Source organism: Vibrio minamisatsumaniensis (assembly GCF_050337445.1).
Taxonomy (GTDB): Bacteria; Pseudomonadota; Gammaproteobacteria; order Enterobacterales; family Vibrionaceae; genus Vibrio; species Vibrio artabrorum.
Genome location: NZ_JAKJSY010000011.1, coordinates 1 through 19,333, shown reverse-complemented (window position 1 = coordinate 19,333; position 19,333 = coordinate 1). Strand labels below are relative to the sequence as shown.

General features: G+C 44.2%; 19 protein-coding genes. 9 read left to right on the top strand and 10 right to left on the bottom strand.

The genetic code is table 11. From position 1 onward, the window contains the following. Positions 1–27 precede the first annotated feature (27 nt). The 4 genes from treB to gmhB all read right to left on the bottom strand — a co-directional run bounded on the left by treB (position 28) and on the right by gmhB (position 3,689). Complete coding sequence (treB, locus tag L4B77_RS02300; protein ID WP_261837907.1) at positions 28–1,452, bottom strand: PTS trehalose transporter subunit IIBC; 1,425 nt, start codon at positions 1,450–1,452, stop codon at positions 28–30. A 204-nt stretch (positions 1,453–1,656) separates the two neighbouring features. Next, the gene (gene treR / locus L4B77_RS02295; protein WP_372094031.1) at positions 1,657–2,601 is read right to left on the bottom strand and encodes a trehalose operon repressor TreR; all 945 of its coding nucleotides are present in this window, start codon (positions 2,599–2,601) and stop codon (positions 1,657–1,659) included. Positions 2,602–2,686: 85 nt separating this feature from the next. After that, positions 2,687–3,028, bottom strand: a complete 342-nt coding sequence (locus L4B77_RS02290; RefSeq protein ID WP_429748272.1) for an MliC family protein — start codon at positions 3,026–3,028, stop codon at positions 2,687–2,689. Between the two features lie 109 nt (positions 3,029–3,137). Then, a complete protein-coding gene (gene gmhB, locus L4B77_RS02285) occupies positions 3,138–3,689 on the bottom strand; it encodes a D-glycero-beta-D-manno-heptose 1,7-bisphosphate 7-phosphatase (protein ID WP_372040210.1) in 552 nt (183 codons plus the stop codon). Positions 3,690–3,929: 240 nt separating this feature from the next. Between gmhB and metN the strand changes: the two genes are divergently transcribed. The 3 genes from metN to L4B77_RS02270 all read left to right on the top strand — a co-directional run bounded on the left by metN (position 3,930) and on the right by L4B77_RS02270 (position 6,529). Continuing rightward, positions 3,930–4,964, top strand: coding sequence for a methionine ABC transporter ATP-binding protein MetN (gene metN / locus L4B77_RS02280; protein ID WP_429748271.1), 1,035 nt, complete (start codon positions 3,930–3,932; stop codon positions 4,962–4,964). Next, entirely contained in the window at positions 4,954–5,637 is a 684-nt protein-coding gene (locus tag L4B77_RS02275) for a methionine ABC transporter permease (protein WP_261837910.1), read from the top strand. Before metN ends, L4B77_RS02275 begins: the two co-directional genes overlap by 11 nt. Positions 5,638–5,719: 82 nt before the next feature. Further along, positions 5,720–6,529, top strand: a complete 810-nt coding sequence (locus L4B77_RS02270; protein ID WP_261837911.1) for a MetQ/NlpA family lipoprotein — start codon at positions 5,720–5,722, stop codon at positions 6,527–6,529. Between the two features lie 104 nt (positions 6,530–6,633). Here the strand turns inward: L4B77_RS02270 and L4B77_RS02265 are convergent, their stop codons facing one another. Both L4B77_RS02265 and syd read right to left on the bottom strand, forming a co-directional pair. After that, the gene (locus L4B77_RS02265; protein ID WP_261837912.1) at positions 6,634–7,410 is read right to left on the bottom strand and encodes a Zn-ribbon-containing protein; all 777 of its coding nucleotides are present in this window, start codon (positions 7,408–7,410) and stop codon (positions 6,634–6,636) included. Positions 7,411–7,414: 4 nt separating this feature from the next. Next, complete coding sequence (gene syd / locus L4B77_RS02260; protein ID WP_261837913.1) at positions 7,415–7,960, bottom strand: SecY-interacting protein; 546 nt, start codon at positions 7,958–7,960, stop codon at positions 7,415–7,417. Positions 7,961–8,092: 132 nt separating this feature from the next. Here syd and queF point away from each other — a divergent pair, with 132 nt between their 5' ends. The 5 genes from queF to xni all read left to right on the top strand — a co-directional run bounded on the left by queF (position 8,093) and on the right by xni (position 15,572). Next, entirely contained in the window at positions 8,093–8,938 is an 846-nt protein-coding gene (gene queF, locus L4B77_RS02255) for an NADPH-dependent 7-cyano-7-deazaguanine reductase QueF (protein WP_429748270.1), read from the top strand. A gap of 58 nt (positions 8,939–8,996) precedes the next feature. Continuing rightward, the gene (locus tag L4B77_RS02250; protein ID WP_429748269.1) at positions 8,997–11,255 is read left to right on the top strand and encodes a tetratricopeptide repeat protein; all 2,259 of its coding nucleotides are present in this window, start codon (positions 8,997–8,999) and stop codon (positions 11,253–11,255) included. Positions 11,256–11,373: 118 nt separating this feature from the next. Further along, entirely contained in the window at positions 11,374–12,939 is a 1,566-nt protein-coding gene (locus tag L4B77_RS02245; RefSeq protein WP_429748268.1) for a GGDEF domain-containing protein, read from the top strand. Between the two features lie 317 nt (positions 12,940–13,256). Further along, positions 13,257–14,624: a nucleotide 5'-monophosphate nucleosidase PpnN gene (gene ppnN / locus L4B77_RS02240; protein ID WP_261837917.1), complete on the top strand. Its 1,368-nt coding sequence runs from the start codon at positions 13,257–13,259 to the stop codon at positions 14,622–14,624. 174 nt (positions 14,625–14,798) lie between these two features. Beyond that, a complete protein-coding gene (gene xni, locus L4B77_RS02235) occupies positions 14,799–15,572 on the top strand; it encodes a flap endonuclease Xni (protein WP_429748267.1) in 774 nt (257 codons plus the stop codon). A 77-nt stretch (positions 15,573–15,649) separates the two neighbouring features. On the opposite strand, the gene rlmM is transcribed toward xni, so the two are convergent. Genes rlmM through L4B77_RS02215 form a run of 4 tightly spaced genes read right to left on the bottom strand, consistent with a single transcriptional unit; the run spans position 15,650 to position 18,653 of the window. Next, positions 15,650–16,741 (bottom strand): 23S rRNA (cytidine(2498)-2'-O)-methyltransferase RlmM, encoded by a 1,092-nt coding sequence (rlmM, locus tag L4B77_RS02230; protein WP_429748266.1) that lies wholly within the window; start codon positions 16,739–16,741, stop codon positions 15,650–15,652. Next, positions 16,738–17,136 (bottom strand): DUF423 domain-containing protein, encoded by a 399-nt coding sequence (locus L4B77_RS02225; RefSeq protein ID WP_261837920.1) that lies wholly within the window; start codon positions 17,134–17,136, stop codon positions 16,738–16,740. The genes rlmM and L4B77_RS02225 overlap by 4 nt, the downstream gene beginning before the upstream one ends. Then, positions 17,126–17,752, bottom strand: a complete 627-nt coding sequence (locus tag L4B77_RS02220) for an alpha/beta family hydrolase (protein WP_429748265.1) — start codon at positions 17,750–17,752, stop codon at positions 17,126–17,128. The genes L4B77_RS02225 and L4B77_RS02220 overlap by 11 nt, the downstream gene beginning before the upstream one ends. Continuing rightward, complete coding sequence (locus L4B77_RS02215; RefSeq protein ID WP_261837922.1) at positions 17,745–18,653, bottom strand: transcriptional regulator GcvA; 909 nt, start codon at positions 18,651–18,653, stop codon at positions 17,745–17,747. The genes L4B77_RS02220 and L4B77_RS02215 overlap by 8 nt, the downstream gene beginning before the upstream one ends. Positions 18,654–19,124: 471 nt before the next feature. Between L4B77_RS02215 and tnpA the strand changes: the two genes are divergently transcribed. Then, positions 19,125–19,333: IS66 family insertion sequence element accessory protein TnpA (gene tnpA, locus L4B77_RS02210; RefSeq protein ID WP_429748264.1), on the top strand; the 209-nt coding region annotated here is incomplete at its 3' end.

Genomic DNA, 19,333 nt, shown 5'->3' with positions numbered 1-19,333 from the left:
CTTTGGAGTCATCGCTTATTAAATGCATTACGCGTTCGCGGTTTCTAACTCACCCTTTGATTGGGCTCGCTTGTAGAAGAACAGGGTTAACGTGATAGGCAGTACTATCGCCACCAGCATCGCGACTAGGTAAATCGACCAATATTGAGGTTGAATCGATAGGATGCCCGGCAAGCCGCCAACACCGATACCATTCGCCATCACACCTGCGCTGCCACAGATTGCGGCGGCAACAGCACTACCAATCATTGCGCTCAGCATTGGGAATTTGTATTTAAGGTTAATACCGTACATCGCTGGCTCTGTTACACCTAAGTAGGCTGAGATTGCTGCAGGAACCGAGATATCTCGTTCACCTTCACGCTTACTCAAGATAATGATGCCGACAACCGCTGAAGCTTGTGCAATGTTTGATAGTGCAATCAAAGGCCAGATTGGTGTGCCACCTAAGTCTTGCATCAATTGAAGATCCACCGCGTTGGTGGTGTGGTGAATCCCCGTAATCACCAACGGTGCATATAGGAAACCAAATATCGCAGAACCAATAATCGCAAAGTCGCCGGTCATCGCAGCTTTAGCTGCAAATGCCACACCATCACCAAGCATACGACCAAATGGACCAATAAAGGCGTGAGCCAAAATCACAGACAAGATAATCGAGACAAATGGCACAACAACCAGATATAGGTAAGAGGGTACGATACGCTTGAGGTTCGTCTCAATAAACGCCAAAGCGACCCCCGCTAACATCGCAGGAATGACTTGCGCTTGATAGCCGACTTTCTCAATCACAAACCAGCCAAAGTCCCACACCTCAGGAACCGACTTACCGATCATGTAAGCGTTCATCAATTGCGGGGAAACTAAGGTTATACCGAGCGTGATACCCAAGATCGGCGTTCCACCGAGTTTCTTAACCGTTGACCAACACACGCCAACCGGTAGGAAAAAGAAAATCGCTTCGCCAATCAGCCACAAGAAAGAGTGAACGGTTGCCCAAAATTGGCTAATTTCAACCAAGGTTTTTCCATCGAACATGCGAATGTCACCAATCACATTACGGAAACCGAGAATCAAACCACCGGTAATAATGGCTGGTAGCAGTGGTACAAAAATTTCGGCTAAATGAGAGATGCCGCGTTCAAGGACGTTCATATTCTGACGAGCCGCCAGTTTAGCCTCATCTTTTGATGATGCCTCTTTGCCAGTTTGCTCGATCAGAAGTGCGTATACCTCATCAACCTCGGTGCCAATAACCACTTGGAATTGACCTGCATTCGTAAAACAGCCTTTTACTAACTTAAGCTTCTCTAATTCTACTTTGCTCGCTTGTTCTGTATCGTTCAATACAAAACGCAATCGAGTCAGACAATGGCTGACACTCGCAATGTTCTCTTTGCCGCCGACTAACTCGATAAGACGCGCGACGTCTTGCTTCGCTATCTTACTCATACTATCCCACCCAGGTTTCATTCAATTACTCATCTAAACCGTAAAGCAATAACCACTCAGACTTAGACTTATGGGAACATTCCCAATTACGGTAATTATAATGCCAAGATGGATAATGAATTAAAATGGGAACAGTCCCATCAATTGAAAGCGATCACATTATATTTTTAATCTAGGCAGTTAAATTGCGCTTAATTGAATGGATTATTGAATCGGAGATTGTGTGTGATGAGAGATTTCTGCGTTACCTAAAAGTTGAGAGATCAAAAGGTTAGCGGCTAATTTCCCCGCAGACTGATAGCCAGGATCAATGCTAAATACTCGCGGGAACAAAAAAGAGAGAAGATCATTACCACCGACACCGGTGACCACGACATCTTCACGTTGTCGTTCTTGTAAACGTTTAATGACGCCAAGCGCGAGCGTGTCACTGGCACAAACGATCGCTTGAGTCGCGGGAGTTAGCACTTCATCCACCAACTGATAAGCGCTTTCATGGTGAAGTTGGCCTGTACGATAGTTTGCCATCACGCCCGTATCTTCACACCACTCAAGATAAGCCCTAAGGCGCAATTCACCCGTTGATTTATCGCTGGGATCAACACCAATGAAACTAACCTCAGAGATCCCCTGCTCTGACAAATGGGTCAACGCACTATTGATCACCTGCTGGTTATCATAGTTAATCGACGTTACATTCTCAGTATCTAGGGCTATCACCACAGCTTTGTGTTCCCAAGCTTCAATTGCCGGAATATCACAGTCAGTAAAACCAAACACGATAATCCCATCCACATTACGACGCTTGAGAACCTGTAGGTGCTCATTGGCTTTTTCTCTATCGAGTTGGCTTTCCATGATCAAGACATCGTAATCCGCTCGATACAGCTCAGCCAGCATTGTACTTACCGCTTTATTTTCTGAGGGCGAGTCCAAACGAGAAATGATGACACCGATAACTTTTTGACTGCCACCACGCATCGACTGCGCAGACTTAGAAGGCGTGTACCCTGACTCTTGAATGACTCTTTCTACCCTCTCGCGGGTTTCAGGTTTCACTTTTGGATCGTTAGTCAAAACGCGTGATACCGTTGATTTACCAACTCCGGACAACTTAGCAATATCGAGGATAGTGAGTTTTTTGCTCATAAAAGTCTAATGTTAAAGGAAAGAGAAGAAAAAGTGAGGGCAATCCCTCACTTAACTGTTTGTAACGCCTAACAGCTGCGATGAGTTACTGTCGGCAATTTTTATAAACATTACGGTCAACGACTAAGCGAGCATGATCACCTTTAGTACGTAAAGTAACGTTGCGCCCCTCAGCCTCTTTTGAGGTATCGTCATCTAAAATGTATTTCGTTCCAGAGCCTGCCGGTACTTGGATCAGGTGGTATTCATTATCGAATAAACTCAGTACCGCTTTTTCATTATCAAGGTAAGTGACTTCATACGAAACGTCAGCCTCACATTGATAAGTCACGACTTGATTATCTGATACTGCATTGTCAGGCGCTGCGGAATTCGAACATCCGACTAACGCTACCGTACCTAAAGATGCTAATAACAATGTTTTCATACTGTGTTCCTCATCCATATAGTTAACGACGCTTATCTCTATATAAGGGAGGCTACCCAGTTGACGGGCTAGAGTGATAAGTTAAGCCCGTTAACGATAGAGAAATGTCTTAGCCTTTCAGGAAAGCAGGCACGTCTTTAATGCTATCAAGTACCACACTGGCTAATGCTTCACCTTTTTCAGTGATTGGCTTACCGGTTTTCACCAATATTCGAGTACCAACCCCCGCGGATTCTGCTGCCATCATATCTTCAGCTTTATCGCCGATCATGACAGAGTTCGCCATATCAATCTTCAGAAAGTCACGAGCAGAAATGAACATACCTGGCTTTGGCTTACGACATTCACAATCTTGCTTGTACTCACCAATACCGTGTTCTGGATGGTGAGGACAATAATAAATGCCATCTAGCTCAACGCCATTATCGACAAAGTTCCAATCCATCCATTGCGTTAAAGAAAGAAAACGATCTTCGCTAAACATGCCGCGAGCAATACCTGATTGGTTAGTCACAAGTACTAACAAATAGCCCATATCTTTAAACGCTTTCACCGCATCAAACACACCGTCGATGTATTCAAAGTCATGCTCATCATGTACATAGCCGTGATCAATGTTAATCACACCATCACGATCTAAAAAAACAGCAGGTTTGGACAAAATTTTGTTCTCTATCAACTCTCTATTAATCATTAATTATTACACGCTTTATTTGCTTCATCACTATCTATTTAGCGTTGTGCTTGTTAATCAGTTGTTGCGCAGCAAATAATACAACTGGCGTTTAGCCGTCTAGACGTAAAAATATCTATTGACTTAGATCACAGAACACCATAGCATCGTCTGTAAATCGAGCGAGCTATCGACATATTATTCTGTTTCACCTGCACGAGTTTTTCTATGATTAAAGTGAATCAAGTCAACAAGGTTTTTTATCAAGGTACTAAAGAAATCAATGCCTTAACAGATATCAACCTTCATATACCTCAAGGTCAAATCTTTGGAGTCATCGGCTCTTCAGGTGCTGGGAAAAGCACCCTGATCCGTTGTGTCAACATGTTGGAAGCTCCGACTTCCGGTGAAGTGATTGTTGACGGTATCGACCTGACAAAACTCAGTAAATCAGAACTTAGCGAAGCACGCCGTAACATCGGCATGATATTCCAGCACTTCAACCTGCTCTCTTCCCGTACTGTCTTTAATAATATAGCACTGCCCTTAGAGCTTGCTGGTAAAGATAAAGCGGTTATTGAAACAAAAGTAAGCGAGTTACTTGCACTGGTTGGCCTTGCTGATAAGCGTGATACTTATCCTTCAAACCTAAGTGGTGGTCAAAAACAGCGTGTGGCGATTGCGCGTGCACTCGCGTCAGACCCAAAAGTACTGCTATGTGATGAAGCAACGAGCGCATTGGATCCTGCGACCACTCAATCTATCCTTGAGCTGCTACGTGAAATCAACCGTAAGTTAAATATCACTATCCTACTGATTACTCACGAGATGGATGTGGTTAAAAGCATTTGTCATCAAGTCGCGATCATTGGTGGTGGTGAGCTGGTCGAAAAAGGGACTGTGGGTGAAATATTTGCACACCCTAAAACGGAACTCGCCCATCAATTCATTCGCTCAACACTGGACTTGACGATTCCTGAAGACTACCAAGCGCGTTTACAACAAACTCGCGTCAACAACAGCTACCCACTGGTACGCCTTGAGTTTACAGGTGCGACGGTTGATGCTCCGCTGATGACGCAAATTGCTCGTAAATTCAACATCGATGTCAGCATCCTAAGCTCTGACCTTGATTACGCCGGTGGTGTGAAGTTTGGCATGATGGTCGCAGAACTGTTCGGAAATGAAGCCGATGATAATGCTGCAATCCAATTCCTACGCGATAACAATGTAAAAGTAGAGGTGCTTGGTTATGTCCTTTAGTTTCAACGAGATTGCTGATTGGATCAGCCTTAACGGTAGCCTTCTATTGGGCGCAACGGGCGAAACACTTTACATGGTTGCAGTTGCAGGCATTGTAGGCTTCGCGGTTGGTATCCCACTGGGCGTGATTCTACACACAACCAAAAAAGGTGGCCTGTTAGAGAACACCAAGCTAAACAAAATTTTAGGTGCGATTGTGAATGTAGGTCGTTCCGTGCCTTTCTTAGTACTCATGGTTGCGATTATTCCACTGACTAAAATGCTGATTGGCACTTTCATTGGGACAACCGCAGCAATTGTACCTCTGACGATCGGTGCTATCCCATTCGTGGCTCGACTTATCGAAAGTGCACTACTTGAAGTACCAACCGGTCTTGTGGAAGCCGCTCAATCAATGGGCGCAACCCCTATGCAAATCATCAATAAGGTTCTGCTTCCAGAAGCACTACCAACGATCATCAACTCAGTAACGATTACGCTCGTGACTCTAGTTAGCTACTCAGCAATGGCTGGTACCGTGGGCGGTGGTGGCCTAGGTGATGTGGCAATTCGTTACGGATTCCACCGCTACGAGGTGACCATTATGGCCGTGACAGTAGTGATGTTGATTGTGCTGGTACAAATTATTCAATCAATCGGTGATGCATTGGTTCGCCGCGTTGATCACAGATAACGACTGACTGCGTTAATGTAACGTTATGAGGAACGTCAGTCGTCTGAATTAAATGACATCGATTTATTAAAAGGAGATTATTATGAAATTTAACCTTAAAGCTCTACTTGCTATCGCAGTAACAGCATCAGCGCTTGTTCTAGCCGGTTGTGGTGATAAAGAAGTGGACACGTCTAAAATAAAAGTTGGCGTAATGGCAGGTGCTGAAGCACAAGTCGCTGAAGTGGCTGCGAAAGTAGCAAAAGAGCAATATGGCTTGGATGTTGAACTGGTTACTTTTACTGATTATGTAACACCAAACGCTGCGTTGGATGATGGTTCTATCGACATCAACGCATTCCAACATGCACCCTATCTAAATCAGCAAATTGCCGACCGTGGTTACAAACTAACAATCGCTGGTAACACGTTTGTTTATCCAATTGCAGGTTACTCGAAAGAAGTGAAATCTGTAGACGAAATCCAAGACGGCTCTCGAATTGCGGTACCAAACGATCCAACCAATCTAGGTCGTTCATTACTACTTCTTGAGCAGCAAGGTCTGCTTACACTTCGTGAAGGTGCCGGTCTTCTAGCAACAGTACGTGACATCGTGAGCAACCCTAAGAATCTAACCATTGTTGAATTGGACGCTGCGCAACTACCACGCTCTCTTGATGATGTGACTCTGGCTATCATCAACACAACTTACGCAAGTTCTATCAACCTGACGCCACAAAAAGACGGTGTCTTCGTTGAAGACAAAGACTCTCCATACGTAAACCTAATCGTTTCTCGTGAAGACAATTTAAACGCTGAAAACGTGCAGAACTTCGTGAAAGCTTACCAGACTGAAGAAGTGTACAAAGCCGCTTCTGATATCTTCCACGGTGGTGTAGTTAAAGGTTGGTAACCCCGCCGATTGACTTCCTACTGATACGCAAATAAACAAAAAAGCCGATATCTTTGAATATCGGCTTTTTTCTTTTCTTCGAACTGCTGATGACTTGAATGCGGCTACTTAATGTGATCCCAAGAGATGTTCGACACCAAGCGGCAGTCATCACACTTAAAATAGAAAATGTCGTGGATCGGCGCATCAAGCAGCCATTCACCGCCACATTGCGGGCATTTACGCTCTTTTTCAGCTTTCAGACTGATCCCTCCGACACGGTATAAGTAGTAATAGGTTGGAATCTTAGTCAGATATTCAATGCGCCCTCTTAGACCCCAACCCCGTTTAAACAGTACGCTTTGGGTGTCACTGATCTCAGTGAGTGTTGCATGCTCAGCGCGACAGCCTCCCCCCATTTGGACTTCATCACAGGCTTGCCATTCTGTCTGCCATTTCAATACCGCTTTATGGTCGCCATTGAAAGTCGGAGGATTTCGATACAAAGGGATCGGCAGCAAGCTGTCACCACTGCGCAGCGGTGAACAGGTATGAACAAAGGTCGTATACAACACTTGCCAACTCGGCGCTTCATCTTCTGCCACTTCTTCAGAGTTCAGATCTCGGCCAAGCAAACGCATTTTGGGCGCTAATAAGTTCGCTGCAGATAAGCGATCAAAACACACTTTTACGAAATCGGAATGATTACGCGGGTGTAAGCTGTCCTGCTCAGGGCACACTACACGAACATAAAATTCACCATCCCCCATCACGATAGGAAATTCACGCCCCAATACTTGTCCGTTATAACGAAGTGCATCCATTAATCCGTTAACCGCCTTATCGACAGCGCTTACCGTGGTGTTATCAAAACACTCAAATTGAAGCTCTAGTACGTACATCTATTTATACCACTGGTTGTAGCTTTTCTAAAAATTCAGCCAATGTCTCGGCTAATACATCACGATTTTTAGTGCCTAAACGCTCCAAAATCACGTTGCCCGTTAGGTTACAAATCGAGATAACATCCAGTTCGGCATCGGTTGCGGCAATGAAAACCGTGGGTTTTAACTTCAGACGACGCTGAGTCACCAAGTGACCTAAAATGTTCTCTTGAAGGCATTCGAAATCTTCATCACTCCAAATCTGTAACAGAGTCAGTTCATTACCATCAAAAGTCGCGTTCATATTTGCGCTAAATTGTGCACCGTAGAACGTCTTGATGTCATCATGCAGCGTCAACTCGATGCCGGTTTCAACGTTGGTAAAATCCGCGAATTGCTCACGTGGATAGTGCTTCCACAACACGGCATCGTCGCTCTTTTCTTCTACGCAAGGCGACACAATATCCACCAGCTCATCGTTACAAGGTAAACTTTGATGTTGCTGTTGCCACGCATCAACGTATCGCTGACTAAAAGAAAGTAGTGCGTCTTGAGCACGTTGAGTCATGAAAATCTCCTAAACACAAAATAATAAATAGAATCAGGGAACCTTTCCTTGTCGATTGAGCGATGACTTAATGACAGGATAATGGGGATTCAGTAAAATCGATCCCATTCTAATCGAATTTGAAACGAAAGTATGAGCAAATATTCTGACGCAAAAGAGCTGGCGGGTTTAACTTTAGGCCAAAAAACTGAATACTCTAACCAATACGATGCAAGTTTATTGCAACCTGTACCTCGTAGCTTGAATCGTGATGATCTTGCGCTAAACGGTGAGCTACCTTTTATTGGACATGATATTTGGACAATGTACGAACTTTCGTGGCTAAACAGCAACGGCCTACCACAAGTGGCTGTCGGTGAAGTTTTCATCCCAGCCACCAGTCCAAATTTGATTGAATCAAAATCTTTCAAACTGTACTTAAACAGCTATAACCAGACTCAATTTGAAAACTGGGACCACGTCATAGAGCGTCTTACTCAAGATTTGTCGGCGTGCGCAGGTGAAACAGTGCTTGTGAATGTAAACTCCGTCACCGACTACACCAACCAACCTATCGTGACGATGGAAGGTGACTGTATCGACAACCAAGATATCCAAATCACTAGCTACGACTTTGAAGCGTCACTGCTTGAAGGCGCTGCAGGCAAGCAAGACGTTGAAGAGACACTGCACAGCCATCTATTGAAGTCGAACTGCTTGATCACAAACCAACCCGATTGGGGGAGCGTTGAGATCGCATATTCAGGTAAGCAAATTGACCGTGAAGCTCTGCTACGCTATTTAGTCTCTTTCCGTGAGCACAATGAATTCCACGAACAATGTGTTGAGCGTATCTTCACTGACATCATGAAATACTGTGCGCCATCGAAACTCACCGTGTTTGCACGTTATACGCGTCGTGGAGGTTTGGATATCAATCCATACCGTTCAACAGAACAAGACAGACCAAGTCACAATAAGCGTATGGCTCGCCAATAACCAGGCTGGAAGCTCCCACACTTATTTGAACCTACTTCACCTCTAAAGGGACATAGAAATGCGTTGGTTATACGTTGTTAGCCTGTTTATTTTAAGCTTAAGCACACCGGTCTATGCGTCGATTTATTCGTCAGCCCTACTCAATGAAGCCAATAACTTGATTGAGATCGAGCCAAGCCAAGCAAAAAAAATGGCGAACAGCTATCTAACGAGCCGTGTTCTATCAGATCAACGCGAGAAGAGCCCATCAGCGATTTCTCGCGAGGAAACAGACTCTTCAATTAGAACGCCAAGCAGTAGCATCGATGCCTACAAAATATTAGCGAAAGCGGAATATAACCTTGGCAACATCCATACTGCGATTCAACAACTCGACAAAGCCTCTGAGTTAGCAAAAACCTATAATATTGACTACCTAAAACTGGATATTCAAATATTAAAAGTTAAGTTGCTTTGGCTGAACGATAGAGAGTCAACCACAGCAAAAGCCGAGCTCGCGAAGATCGAAACCAACCTAGAGTCGGTGAACAAAACCTTGCGCTTAACAGAAGGCATTACCTATCGTTTAATTATGTTGAAGGCTGATATTGCTTCTTATGATAATAAAGTCGACGAAGCCGAGATGTTCTACCAAGAAGCTAAATCTTACTTAGAGCAACGCTACTCTGAAAAAGTCACCATCGACTATCACATTGTCGTTGGGGAATTTTACCTGACTCACAAAGAGTACAACCACGCGCTTACAGAGCTACTATATGGCTATTGGAAATCAGTAGAAAGCAACCAAAGCGCACGCTTAGCAAAAGTCAACCGCCTACTTTCCCAACTTTTCTTTGAACGCCAAGTGTTAGATAAGGCACTAGAACACCTTTCACAAGCCGCTGATTTCTATGACGGCTTTGAAAACTCGCCTATTTTGGCGCAAGTGCTCAAAAAGATGGGCGATGTGTACTTCTTACAAGGAAAATATAACCTTGCTTTAGTGCATTTTTTCAATGTATTGGATCATGAGAGTAGCGACCGAGATATTCACCAAGTCATCGATATTCGTTTGAGTTTATCAGCCACTTATTTACGCCTTTTTAACTATCCTCAAGCAGAACACTACCTATCACGAGCCCTTGAACTGCTGGAAAAAACAGACATTCCAAGACTGGAAGGCCGAGCGGCATTGTTATCGGCAGGGTTGGCTTATCACTTACAAAACAGCGCCGACGTGATCAAGCATGCAACACGAGCTCTCACAATCTCACGTCAAATAGAGAGCATGTATCTGTCTCAACGTTCATACTATTTACTCTCTTTGGGTTACGAGCAAGCGGGGCGTCCTCAACAAGCCTTAGCGAACCTCAAGCAATACAACAGTCTTGTCTCTTTAGAGCAGCAAAAACTCAACCGGGTTGGTGAAGATGCATTCAGACAACAAAAAGAGTTTGCCGAACAAACGTTGCACTATGCCGGCCAAGAGCAGGAACTACAAAAATACCAATTAGAGCATCATAAATTCCAAAAAATATCGTTCGCCCTATTCTTGTTCAGTATCATTTTGTTTTTCTTCGTGCTGCGCAGAGGCTACCTCATTCAAACCTTAGCCAAAGAAGTGGACTCGCTGCAAACTGACCTGTTTACGCACTCGCGTTCAAAGCTCCCAAATCTAAGAATGCTCAATGCGAAACTCTCTAACTCCTTGGAGAAAACCAGTCAAAATTTCGAACAATGGCAACTTGGCGAACTGATCCACGAACCACTCAACGACCGTTTACGTTTTGTGATGATTGATTTACCTTTCTTACGCAATATGTACACGCAAAATGGTTATAAGGCGGGTTTAGAACTCGAAGACGCTTTCGGCAATTTCATAAAATCAAAACTGGATGGTTTGGCTCGCGTCTACCACTTCTCTGATGCTAACCTGCTTTATATAGAGTCGAACTCTGATCGTGATTCCTCTCCAGAAGAGATGTTCCTAAAAATTCAATCTTGGATTAATCACTTCGAGCCAGAGCGCAACATCAATCGGACTGTGCGGATGGGCATCGCGGACTACCCATTCTTACCAAGAGCTTACACTGCGATTAACGATCAAGAACTGCTCGATGTTTTATTGATGTCGGCCAACCTAGCGCGTGAAATCAGCTTAAAAGAAGGCACGAGTCAATGGGTCTATCTAAAGGCTATCGACAATGCACCCGCGGCCAGTCTTGCAACCGGTAACATAAGAGAAGCCTGTAAACAGGCCATTAATCAAGGGTTAGTAAAAGTACAATCATCTTACAAGAATGAGGACAACATCAAAAAATTGCTAAAAGATGACTGATTTGCGAGCGGTTAAGACTTGCAAGCCGTGACCTTATTTTTAGTTTTGTTATTATCGATGCAACGGAATTTCATTTAAACGATCGTAATCGATCTCTGCGGCGCTAATTAATACATCTATGGGCATTCTTGAACAAGACATTCAGGCGCAACTCCACCAACTGAAATGTCAGCTGGAACAAACTCGCTTGACACAAAGGGACTCCTCTTTCAAATTTATTCGAGAGCAGAAAGTTCTAAAGCGTATCGTTACATCTTTAAGTCATGCGTGTACTGGTAGTAACTGCTATTTAGATGAAAATCTTATTACCCTGAGGGAAGAGCTAGAAAAGCAAAAAGACATCAGCTCGCTGATCCCAAAGTTGGCAATCTTAGAAAGGATGCTTAAGCAGAAAACGTTAGCTATGAATAAACAGAACGGATATCTGGATGATAGCATTAAGCAAAGTGGTGAAACACTACAACGCATAACTGGCCTGCCAGCGCCGTTGAAACGTGATCTACGAAACTTGCTGAGCTTCTCCGAATGCAATGGCAGTCAGAAAGTAGACCATGCCATGAAACTCCTCGGTATTTACGAACGTGCCATAAAAATCATGGCCAATGACTCACGTACTCATTTTGCCGATGCAGCCCACACTCCAGAGCAAGAACTCCTTTCTGATTTATCGATAGAATTACAACACCTGATCACAGAGCTCGACTTTGAAGGCGAATCTGGGGATTTACTTACTGATATTCGAGCAAAACTGCTGCTTGGTGTTTCAACCCAACATCTACTTGAGTTAGCACTTCAAGTTCTCAAACAAGTTATTGAAGGCACCAACTTAGAGCGCAAGAAATCAGAACAATTTCTCGATCAACTCAATGCTTCACTTGCTTGCAGTATCAAAACAGCCGCCCAAAACACCGATCAGAGTCAAAGCTATTTTGAGCACCGCCAAGAACTTAATTCCAATCTTAATAACCTTGTTACGAAAAGCTTACACTCTGTTGACTGTGCGACAGACATGGATAACTTAAAGCTATCCATCACCCCTCTGCTTAAGGAGTTGGCCTCTCTCTCAGAAAGACTGAATCATGCAGAGCAGAAAGAACATGCTCTAATCGAACGAATGAATTATGGAAAAACGCAGTTAGACTCACTCTATGAAGTAACCCAAGACTATCGCAAACGCTTGGAAGATCAGGCTCAGCGTATGCTGCTTGATCCTCTCACTAAGGTCTATAATCGAACGGCGTTTACTGATCGCCTAGAGCTTGAATATCGACGTTGGATTCGGGCACAACACTCGTTGCGTGTGGTATTGCTCGATATCGACAACTTCAAAGCCATTAACGATAGTTTTGGTTATACGGCCGGTGATAAAGCGCTTAAAATCATTGCCCGAACCATCACTAAAGAGACCAGTACGACCGACACCGTTGCACGTTTTTCTGGTGAAGAGTTCATTTTATTGCTGCCAGAACAAACGGATGAATATTGTCACAAGGTGATTCAAAACATCCAAACTCAAGTGAGCCTCCTGCCATTTAAGTTCCGTGACCAACAAATCAAGATAACCTTATGTGCGACATGCATCCAATTTAAAGAGTCAGATACTCCGGAAGAAGTGTTAGAGCGACTCAATAAAACACTAAATAAAGCGAAAAAACGCGGTACTAACCAACTTGTTTGGAACTAAAGTAACTCTGTAATTAATTTATTTCATTTTTTCAAATAGTTATCACATACTCACTTCCCCAATGTTTGCTAAGCTGATAGTTAACATTAAATTAACAAGCATTTTTTCGGTAAGTCATGCTATATACATGCACTTAACTTAAACAGCAGTATATTAGCGATTAAGCAAATCGGTAAAATCATTAAACAAGCAGTCGTAACCGTTTCGTCTGGTTAACACTCCTCACCTTTAACCAAACACTTTCAACGCTTGCTTCTCACTCTCGAGCCTGAGGGGCACTTAATCGGCGCCCCGGCTCTTCTTAATAAGGAGGCGCTATGATCACGCACATTAGCCCGACTGGCAGCATGGATTTACTCTCTCAACTTGAAGTTGAGCGTCTTAAAAAAACCGCATCTAGTGATCTGTACCAACTGTATCGTAACTGCACGTTAGCGGTCCTGAACTCAGGTAGTCACACCGACAACTCCAAAGAGTTGCTCGATAAATATCAATCATTTGATGTTGAAGTGGTGCGCCGTGAACGTGGGATCAAACTCGAACTGAATAACGCACCTGAGCATGCATTTGTCGATGGTGAAATCATTAAGGGTATTCAAGAACATCTATTTTCAGTGTTACGTGACATTGTTTACGTCAACATGCATCTCGCCGATAACCAAAGGCTCAATCTCACCAACGCGACTCACATCACCAACCTTGTGTTTGGTATCTTGAGAAATGCAGGTGCGCTAACGCCAGGCATTGAACCTAACCTAATTGTATGTTGGGGGGGTCACTCCATAAATGCCAACGAATACCAATACACTCGTGAAGTCGGTAATGAATTAGGCCTGCGCGAACTGAACATCTGTACCGGTTGTGGACCGGGAGCGATGGAAGGCCCAATGAAAGGTGCCGCTATTGGTCACGCGAAACAACGTTATACCAATCATCGTTATCTAGGGCTTACCGAACCGTCAATCATTGCGGCAGAGCCACCAAACCCCATCGTCAATGAACTGGTGATCATGCCTGATATTGAGAAGCGCCTTGAAGCGTTTGTTCGGATGGCACATGGCATCATCATTTTCCCTGGCGGCCCAGGTACTGCCGAAGAGCTGTTGTATATATTGGGGATCATGATGCACCCGAGTAACGCAGACCAACCGATGCCTATCGTTTTAACTGGCTCAAAAGAGAGCGAAGCTTACTTTCGCTCAATTGATACATTCATTGGTGAAACGTTAGGTAAAGAAGCGCAAAAGCATTATGAAATCGTCATTGATGATCCAGCTCGCGCAGCGAAAATCATGAAACAAGCGATGCCAGAAGTACGATCTCACCGCAAAGAGACCGGCGATGCATACAGTTACAACTGGTCACTGCATATTGAGCCAGAGTTCCAACTGCCATTCGATCCAACTCATCAATCAATGGCGGCGCTCGACCTTCATATGGATCAAAAAACAGAGAGCCTTGCTGCGAATCTGCGTAAGGCGTTCTCTGGTATTGTGGCAGGTAATGTCAAAGCCGAGGGTATTCTAGAGATTGAGAAGCATGGCCCATTCCTGATTGATGGTGATAAGGAGCTAATGACTAAGATGGATCAGCTGCTGAATGACTTTGTTGAACAACATCGAATGAAACTGCCGGGCGGCACTGACTACGTGCCTTGCTACAAAATTGCACCAAGTCAACACTGATCATGGAACTCTTATTGGTCCTAAGTCATCTTTGACACCTAGGTTCTAGCCCATCGCTCTAAGACAGAGCAACAAGTCATGACGTTGACATCAACACCGTATCAACTCACTGATTGATACGTTACTATAAGGGGCTAGCAGCCCCTTATTTATTGCCTATTTAGTGGAATACTTATGTCTATCCATCTTGTTATTATCGATGCCTTGAACCTCATCCGACGCGTGCACTCTGCTCAACCGGATCCCACCGATATAGCAAGAACCATCACCACCACAACTCGTACACTGAACCGAATCCTAAACGAATCACAACCCACGCACATCATTGCGGTATTTGATCATCATCTACAAGACCGAGGCTGGCGTGCCAAAGTGCTTCCTGCCTATAAACAGAACCGAAAGCCAATGCCAGAACCATTAATGAAAGGCCTTGATGCTATTCAGCAGGCTTGGTGGGAACTCGGTATTGACTCGTTACTATCTGATGGTGATGAAGCCGATGATCTCGTGGCAACACTTGCCAAGAAAGTGGCCGAGCACGGCGAAAAAGTCACCATCATCTCTACCGATAAAGGCTATTGCCAGCTGTTATCACCCACACTACAGATTCGTGATTACTTCCAACACCGTTGGTTAGACAAACCTTTTATTGAAACTGAATTCGGCGTAAAACCAGAACAACTTGCTGACTATTGGGGATTAACTGGCGTGAGCTCTAGCCAAGTTCCGGGGATCCCGGGCGTTGGACCCAAAGCCGCAAAAGAGATTTTAACCACATACCCAGATATCGAAGCGGCCTATCAAGCAGAAGATCTACCGAAAAAGTATCGTAAAAAGTTCGACGAACACATCGAATCCGCTCGTGTATGTAAGCAAGTATCGGCACTCAAAACCGATATTGATTTAGGGTTCAATCTGCAAGATATACGCTACGAAGCAAACTCTTAAGTCGCTGTGACTCGATAATATTGATACAAAAAAAACGCTCCTAACAAGGAGCGTTTTTTATGTTTATTAACCGCGTATTAGTGCGGTGAGATGTTTGAAAGCGCTTGAATGTGAACCGTGATCTCTTCGCGATCATGATAAAGGTGCTTAGCCTGCATCTTGAACTTCACTTTGTTCTCAATCAGGAACACTTTTAGGTTCTCGATATCTTGCAGTACTTCATCGTAACGGCCTTTCATTGGCAGTTTAAGGTTAAACAGTGCTTCTTTTGCCCAACCTTTGATGATCCACTCCCCCATGAGGTGCGCAACACGAGCTGGCTTCTCAACCATGTCACAGATAATCCAAGTTACGTTCTTACGATCAGGTTCGAATTTAAAGCCATCCACCATATGGTGCTTAATTTGACCCGTTTCCATTAGGCTGTCTGCCATCATGCCGTTATCAACACAGTGAACGAACATCGAGCGCTTAACCAATTGGTAAGTCCAACCACCAGGACACGCACCTAAATCTACGCCCCACATACCCGGAGCCAGACGCTCGTCCCACTCATCACGAGGGATGAATACGTGGAATGCTTCTTCTAGCTTCAATGTAGAACGGCTTGGCGAATCTGATGGGAACTTCAGACGAGGGATACCCATAAAGAACTGTGAGTTATTGGTTGGGTAAGAGTAACCAACAAAACAGTGACCCGGAGCGATGAAGCATAAATGAAGTACAGGCTTCTTAGCGTTATCTTTCGCAGTCATCAGGCCTTTACCACGCATCGCTTGACGCATCGGCACGGTAAACTTACGGCAGAACTTCAAAAGCTCTTTTGCTTCGTTAGTGTCTGGCGTTTCAATACGGATATCACCACAACGAGGGAAACCTTCTTTATGAGAAAGCGCCTCAAGAATTGGAGAAATACGGTCATCTGTTGGCAGGTCTTTGATTTCAACAGCCACTGCTAGCATTTGACGAGCAAAGATCAGTGATTGGAAATCGATCTCTTTGATCAACTTGTCCGCTTCACCTGCTTGATAACATTCAAACAATACAAAGCCTGTATTATTCTTTAGGCGAGGAAAACCAAACACTTCCAGTTGTGTTGCCTTGTCTTGAATTTCGCCAGCACATTCTTTTTCAAAACCAGAGCGACAATAAAGTAGTACGTGTTTCACTGAGTTACCTCTTTTATATTCAAAGCAGCGAAGGAGAAGACTCCCCAACCAATGATAAATAGTAGACCACCAAACGGAGTGATAGGGCCAAACCATTTTATTCCTGTCAGTGCCAAGCCATAAAGGCTGCCACTAAAACAAAGGATGCCGATGATAAAGCAAATTGCCGCAATGAAAAAATATTTTTGTGATTTAGCACCAAGTTTCATCTGCAGCAGAGCACCACACGCCAATATCGCCAAAGTATGGATAAACTGGTACTGAACACCGGTCTCAAACACACCGAGCAGATATTCAGGCAGGATAGCCTTCAAACCGTGGGCGGCGAAGGCGCCAAGCATCACAGCAGTCGCGCCAGATAAACCAGCAAACGATAGTAAATACTTACTTCTCATCGAGCACCTCTTTGATAAACGCTGATAGTTTCTCAACGGTTAACGCCATGTTCTGCTGTTCGGTGTAACCAGAACTCTTACGAGGCTTAAAGCTGTGGTCGCCATCTGGGATAAACTCGACACGTACCGAGTCAGACAGATCAAAGTCAGCAAACTCTTCACGCTTACCAAAGGTGTCACGCTCGCCTTGTAAAATCAAACATGGCTTTTTCAACTCAGCTAAGTGCTCACCTTTGTATTTTTCTGGCTTACCCGGTGGATGAAAAGGAAAACCTAAACACGCGATGCCAGCCACCTTATTAACTTCAGACAAATGGCTTGCCATACGTCCTCCCATCGACTTACCGCCAATCACAAGCTTATCGGCATCACAACACTGCTCAATGATACCTTGGTAAGCTTCAAGTAGCTTAGGCGCTCTGTCAGGAGGACGACGCTTCCCCTCTTCGGCACGCTTAATCATGTACGGGAAATTGAAACGAATCACTCGTATCCCTTTCAAGGCCAATCCTTTAGCAACCAATCGCATGAACTCATGATCCATACCTGCGCCAGCACCATGTGCGAAAATAAAAGTAACAGGGTTGCCTTCACCGTCAATGGTGACATTATTCATCCAGCAGATCCTCTTGCTCACTCTGTGCTTTCGCTAGCATCCAGTCACGGAAGGTCGCGATACGACCCATGTCGGCTTGTTTCTCATGACAAACCACATAGAAAGCGTTCTTACTGACCAATACCTCATCAAATGGTGCAATCAAGCGACCCGCTTCAATTTCAGGCTGCGCCAAGACATTGTTGCCCAGTGCAATTCCTTGTCCGTGAGCCGCAGCTTGCAGCACCATTGTCGAATGGCTGAAGATCGGGCCATGGTTCACGTTGACGCCGTCGATACCATTTTGCTTGGTAAACTGTTTCCAATCTTTTCGAGAGGTATCGTGTAATAACGTATGACATGCTAAATCACTTAGCGTTTCTAATGGTTTTGCCCCTAGCAATACTGAAGGAGAACACAAAGGAATTAGGTACTCTTGATAAAGCTTATCCGCTCGTAAGCCAGACCAATTACCTCGCCCGTAGTAAATGGCAACGTCGACATCATCAGTTAATGAGCCCTCCTCCATATCAACGGCTTTAATTCTTACATCAATATCAGGTTCTTGCTGATTAAAATCGGCAAGCCTTGGAACTAACCATTGGATCGCAAAGCTAGGGGGTAAACTGATGGTCAGTGCGCCCTTCTCACTTCGCTCAAGCACTTTATCAGTCGCTTCGGCCAGTGATGTGAATATATCTTTGATATCTAAGAAATAACTTTGCCCTTCTTCGGTCAGGAGTAAAGAGCGGTTTCTTCGACGAAAAAGCTTCAAAGACAAGAATTCTTCTAGTGCTTTTATTTGATGACTGACCGCCGCTTGAGTCACAAATAACTCTTCTGCGGCGCGCGTGAAACTCAAGTGTCGAGCAGCAGCTTCAAACACTCTTAATGAGTTTAATGGGGGTAATCGACGAGACATAGTCACTCTCTAAATAAGCATTAGTTTTTTTTATCTGAAACATTATAATTTGTCCATTGCCTAGCCGCTAGAGAAATTCTATATTTCGTTCCGCAGTAGCTAGCCTGAACGGCTTGGTTCTTTCCAGAATCAATTGGCTCGGCTCCTGCGATGTTGTGTTTGCAAACTCGTCATTTTCGAGTTAGGTAGCGTTCTACCAAATGTTTTGTTGTAGCAATATGCTGAAATGAGACATGTACTTTCTATATTTATTTTGACCTGTCTGTCAAATTTGTTTGCACCGCCTTATGGCGGTGTTTTTTTTGCCTAAAGAAAAGTAGCAACAAGTTTATCAATAGCTGCGCTAATTGAACTTTATTGTTTTACATCGTAAATCATTGAATGAAAATCGGTAAGCGCGTCATAAACCCCACATTCTAATCATCCTCAGTCCGCCATAAGATCAAATCTCCAACTACAAGGAGATTTGAAATGGCAAAACGGCGCACCAACAAAGAATGGCAAACCTTGTTCGAGCAATACCAATCCAGTCATCTATCACAACGGGTCTTCTGTGAGCGTAATGGGTTAAGTCTTTCTACTTTTTATGCCAAGCGCCAGCAGTTACAAACTACGGAGTCAGCCAATATCAGTGGCTTTGTTAAAGCAGAAGTTATCGAAAAAACGACTCGCTACCAGAT

Bases quoted from the DNA above. Each gene is read 5' to 3' on its own strand.
- L4B77_RS02275 (WP_261837910.1), top strand. From the start codon at position 4,954: ATGTCCTTTAGTTTCAACGAGATTGCTGATTGGATCAGCCTTAACGGT.
- treR (WP_372094031.1), bottom strand. From the start codon at position 2,601: ATGAGCAAAAAACTCACTATCCTCGATATTGCTAAGTTGTCCGGAGTT.
- syd (WP_261837913.1), bottom strand. From the start codon at position 7,960: ATGACTCAACGTGCTCAAGACGCACTACTTTCTTTTAGTCAGCGATAC.
- L4B77_RS02245 (WP_429748268.1), top strand. From the start codon at position 11,374: ATGGGCATTCTTGAACAAGACATTCAGGCGCAACTCCACCAACTGAAA.
- metN (WP_429748271.1), top strand. From the start codon at position 3,930: ATGATTAAAGTGAATCAAGTCAACAAGGTTTTTTATCAAGGTACTAAA.
- L4B77_RS02265 (WP_261837912.1), bottom strand. From the start codon at position 7,410: ATGTACGTACTAGAGCTTCAATTTGAGTGTTTTGATAACACCACGGTA.
- ppnN (WP_261837917.1), top strand. From the start codon at position 13,257: ATGATCACGCACATTAGCCCGACTGGCAGCATGGATTTACTCTCTCAA.
- L4B77_RS02250 (WP_429748269.1), top strand. From the start codon at position 8,997: ATGCGTTGGTTATACGTTGTTAGCCTGTTTATTTTAAGCTTAAGCACA.
- xni (WP_429748267.1), top strand. From the start codon at position 14,799: ATGTCTATCCATCTTGTTATTATCGATGCCTTGAACCTCATCCGACGC.
- queF (WP_429748270.1), top strand. From the start codon at position 8,093: ATGAGCAAATATTCTGACGCAAAAGAGCTGGCGGGTTTAACTTTAGGC.
- L4B77_RS02290 (WP_429748272.1), bottom strand. From the start codon at position 3,028: ATGAAAACATTGTTATTAGCATCTTTAGGTACGGTAGCGTTAGTCGGA.
- L4B77_RS02270 (WP_261837911.1), top strand. From the start codon at position 5,720: ATGAAATTTAACCTTAAAGCTCTACTTGCTATCGCAGTAACAGCATCA.
- L4B77_RS02215 (WP_261837922.1), bottom strand. From the start codon at position 18,653: ATGTCTCGTCGATTACCCCCATTAAACTCATTAAGAGTGTTTGAAGCT.
- treB (WP_261837907.1), bottom strand. From the start codon at position 1,452: ATGAGTAAGATAGCGAAGCAAGACGTCGCGCGTCTTATCGAGTTAGTC.
- L4B77_RS02220 (WP_429748265.1), bottom strand. From the start codon at position 17,752: ATGAATAATGTCACCATTGACGGTGAAGGCAACCCTGTTACTTTTATT.
- L4B77_RS02225 (WP_261837920.1), bottom strand. From the start codon at position 17,136: ATGAGAAGTAAGTATTTACTATCGTTTGCTGGTTTATCTGGCGCGACT.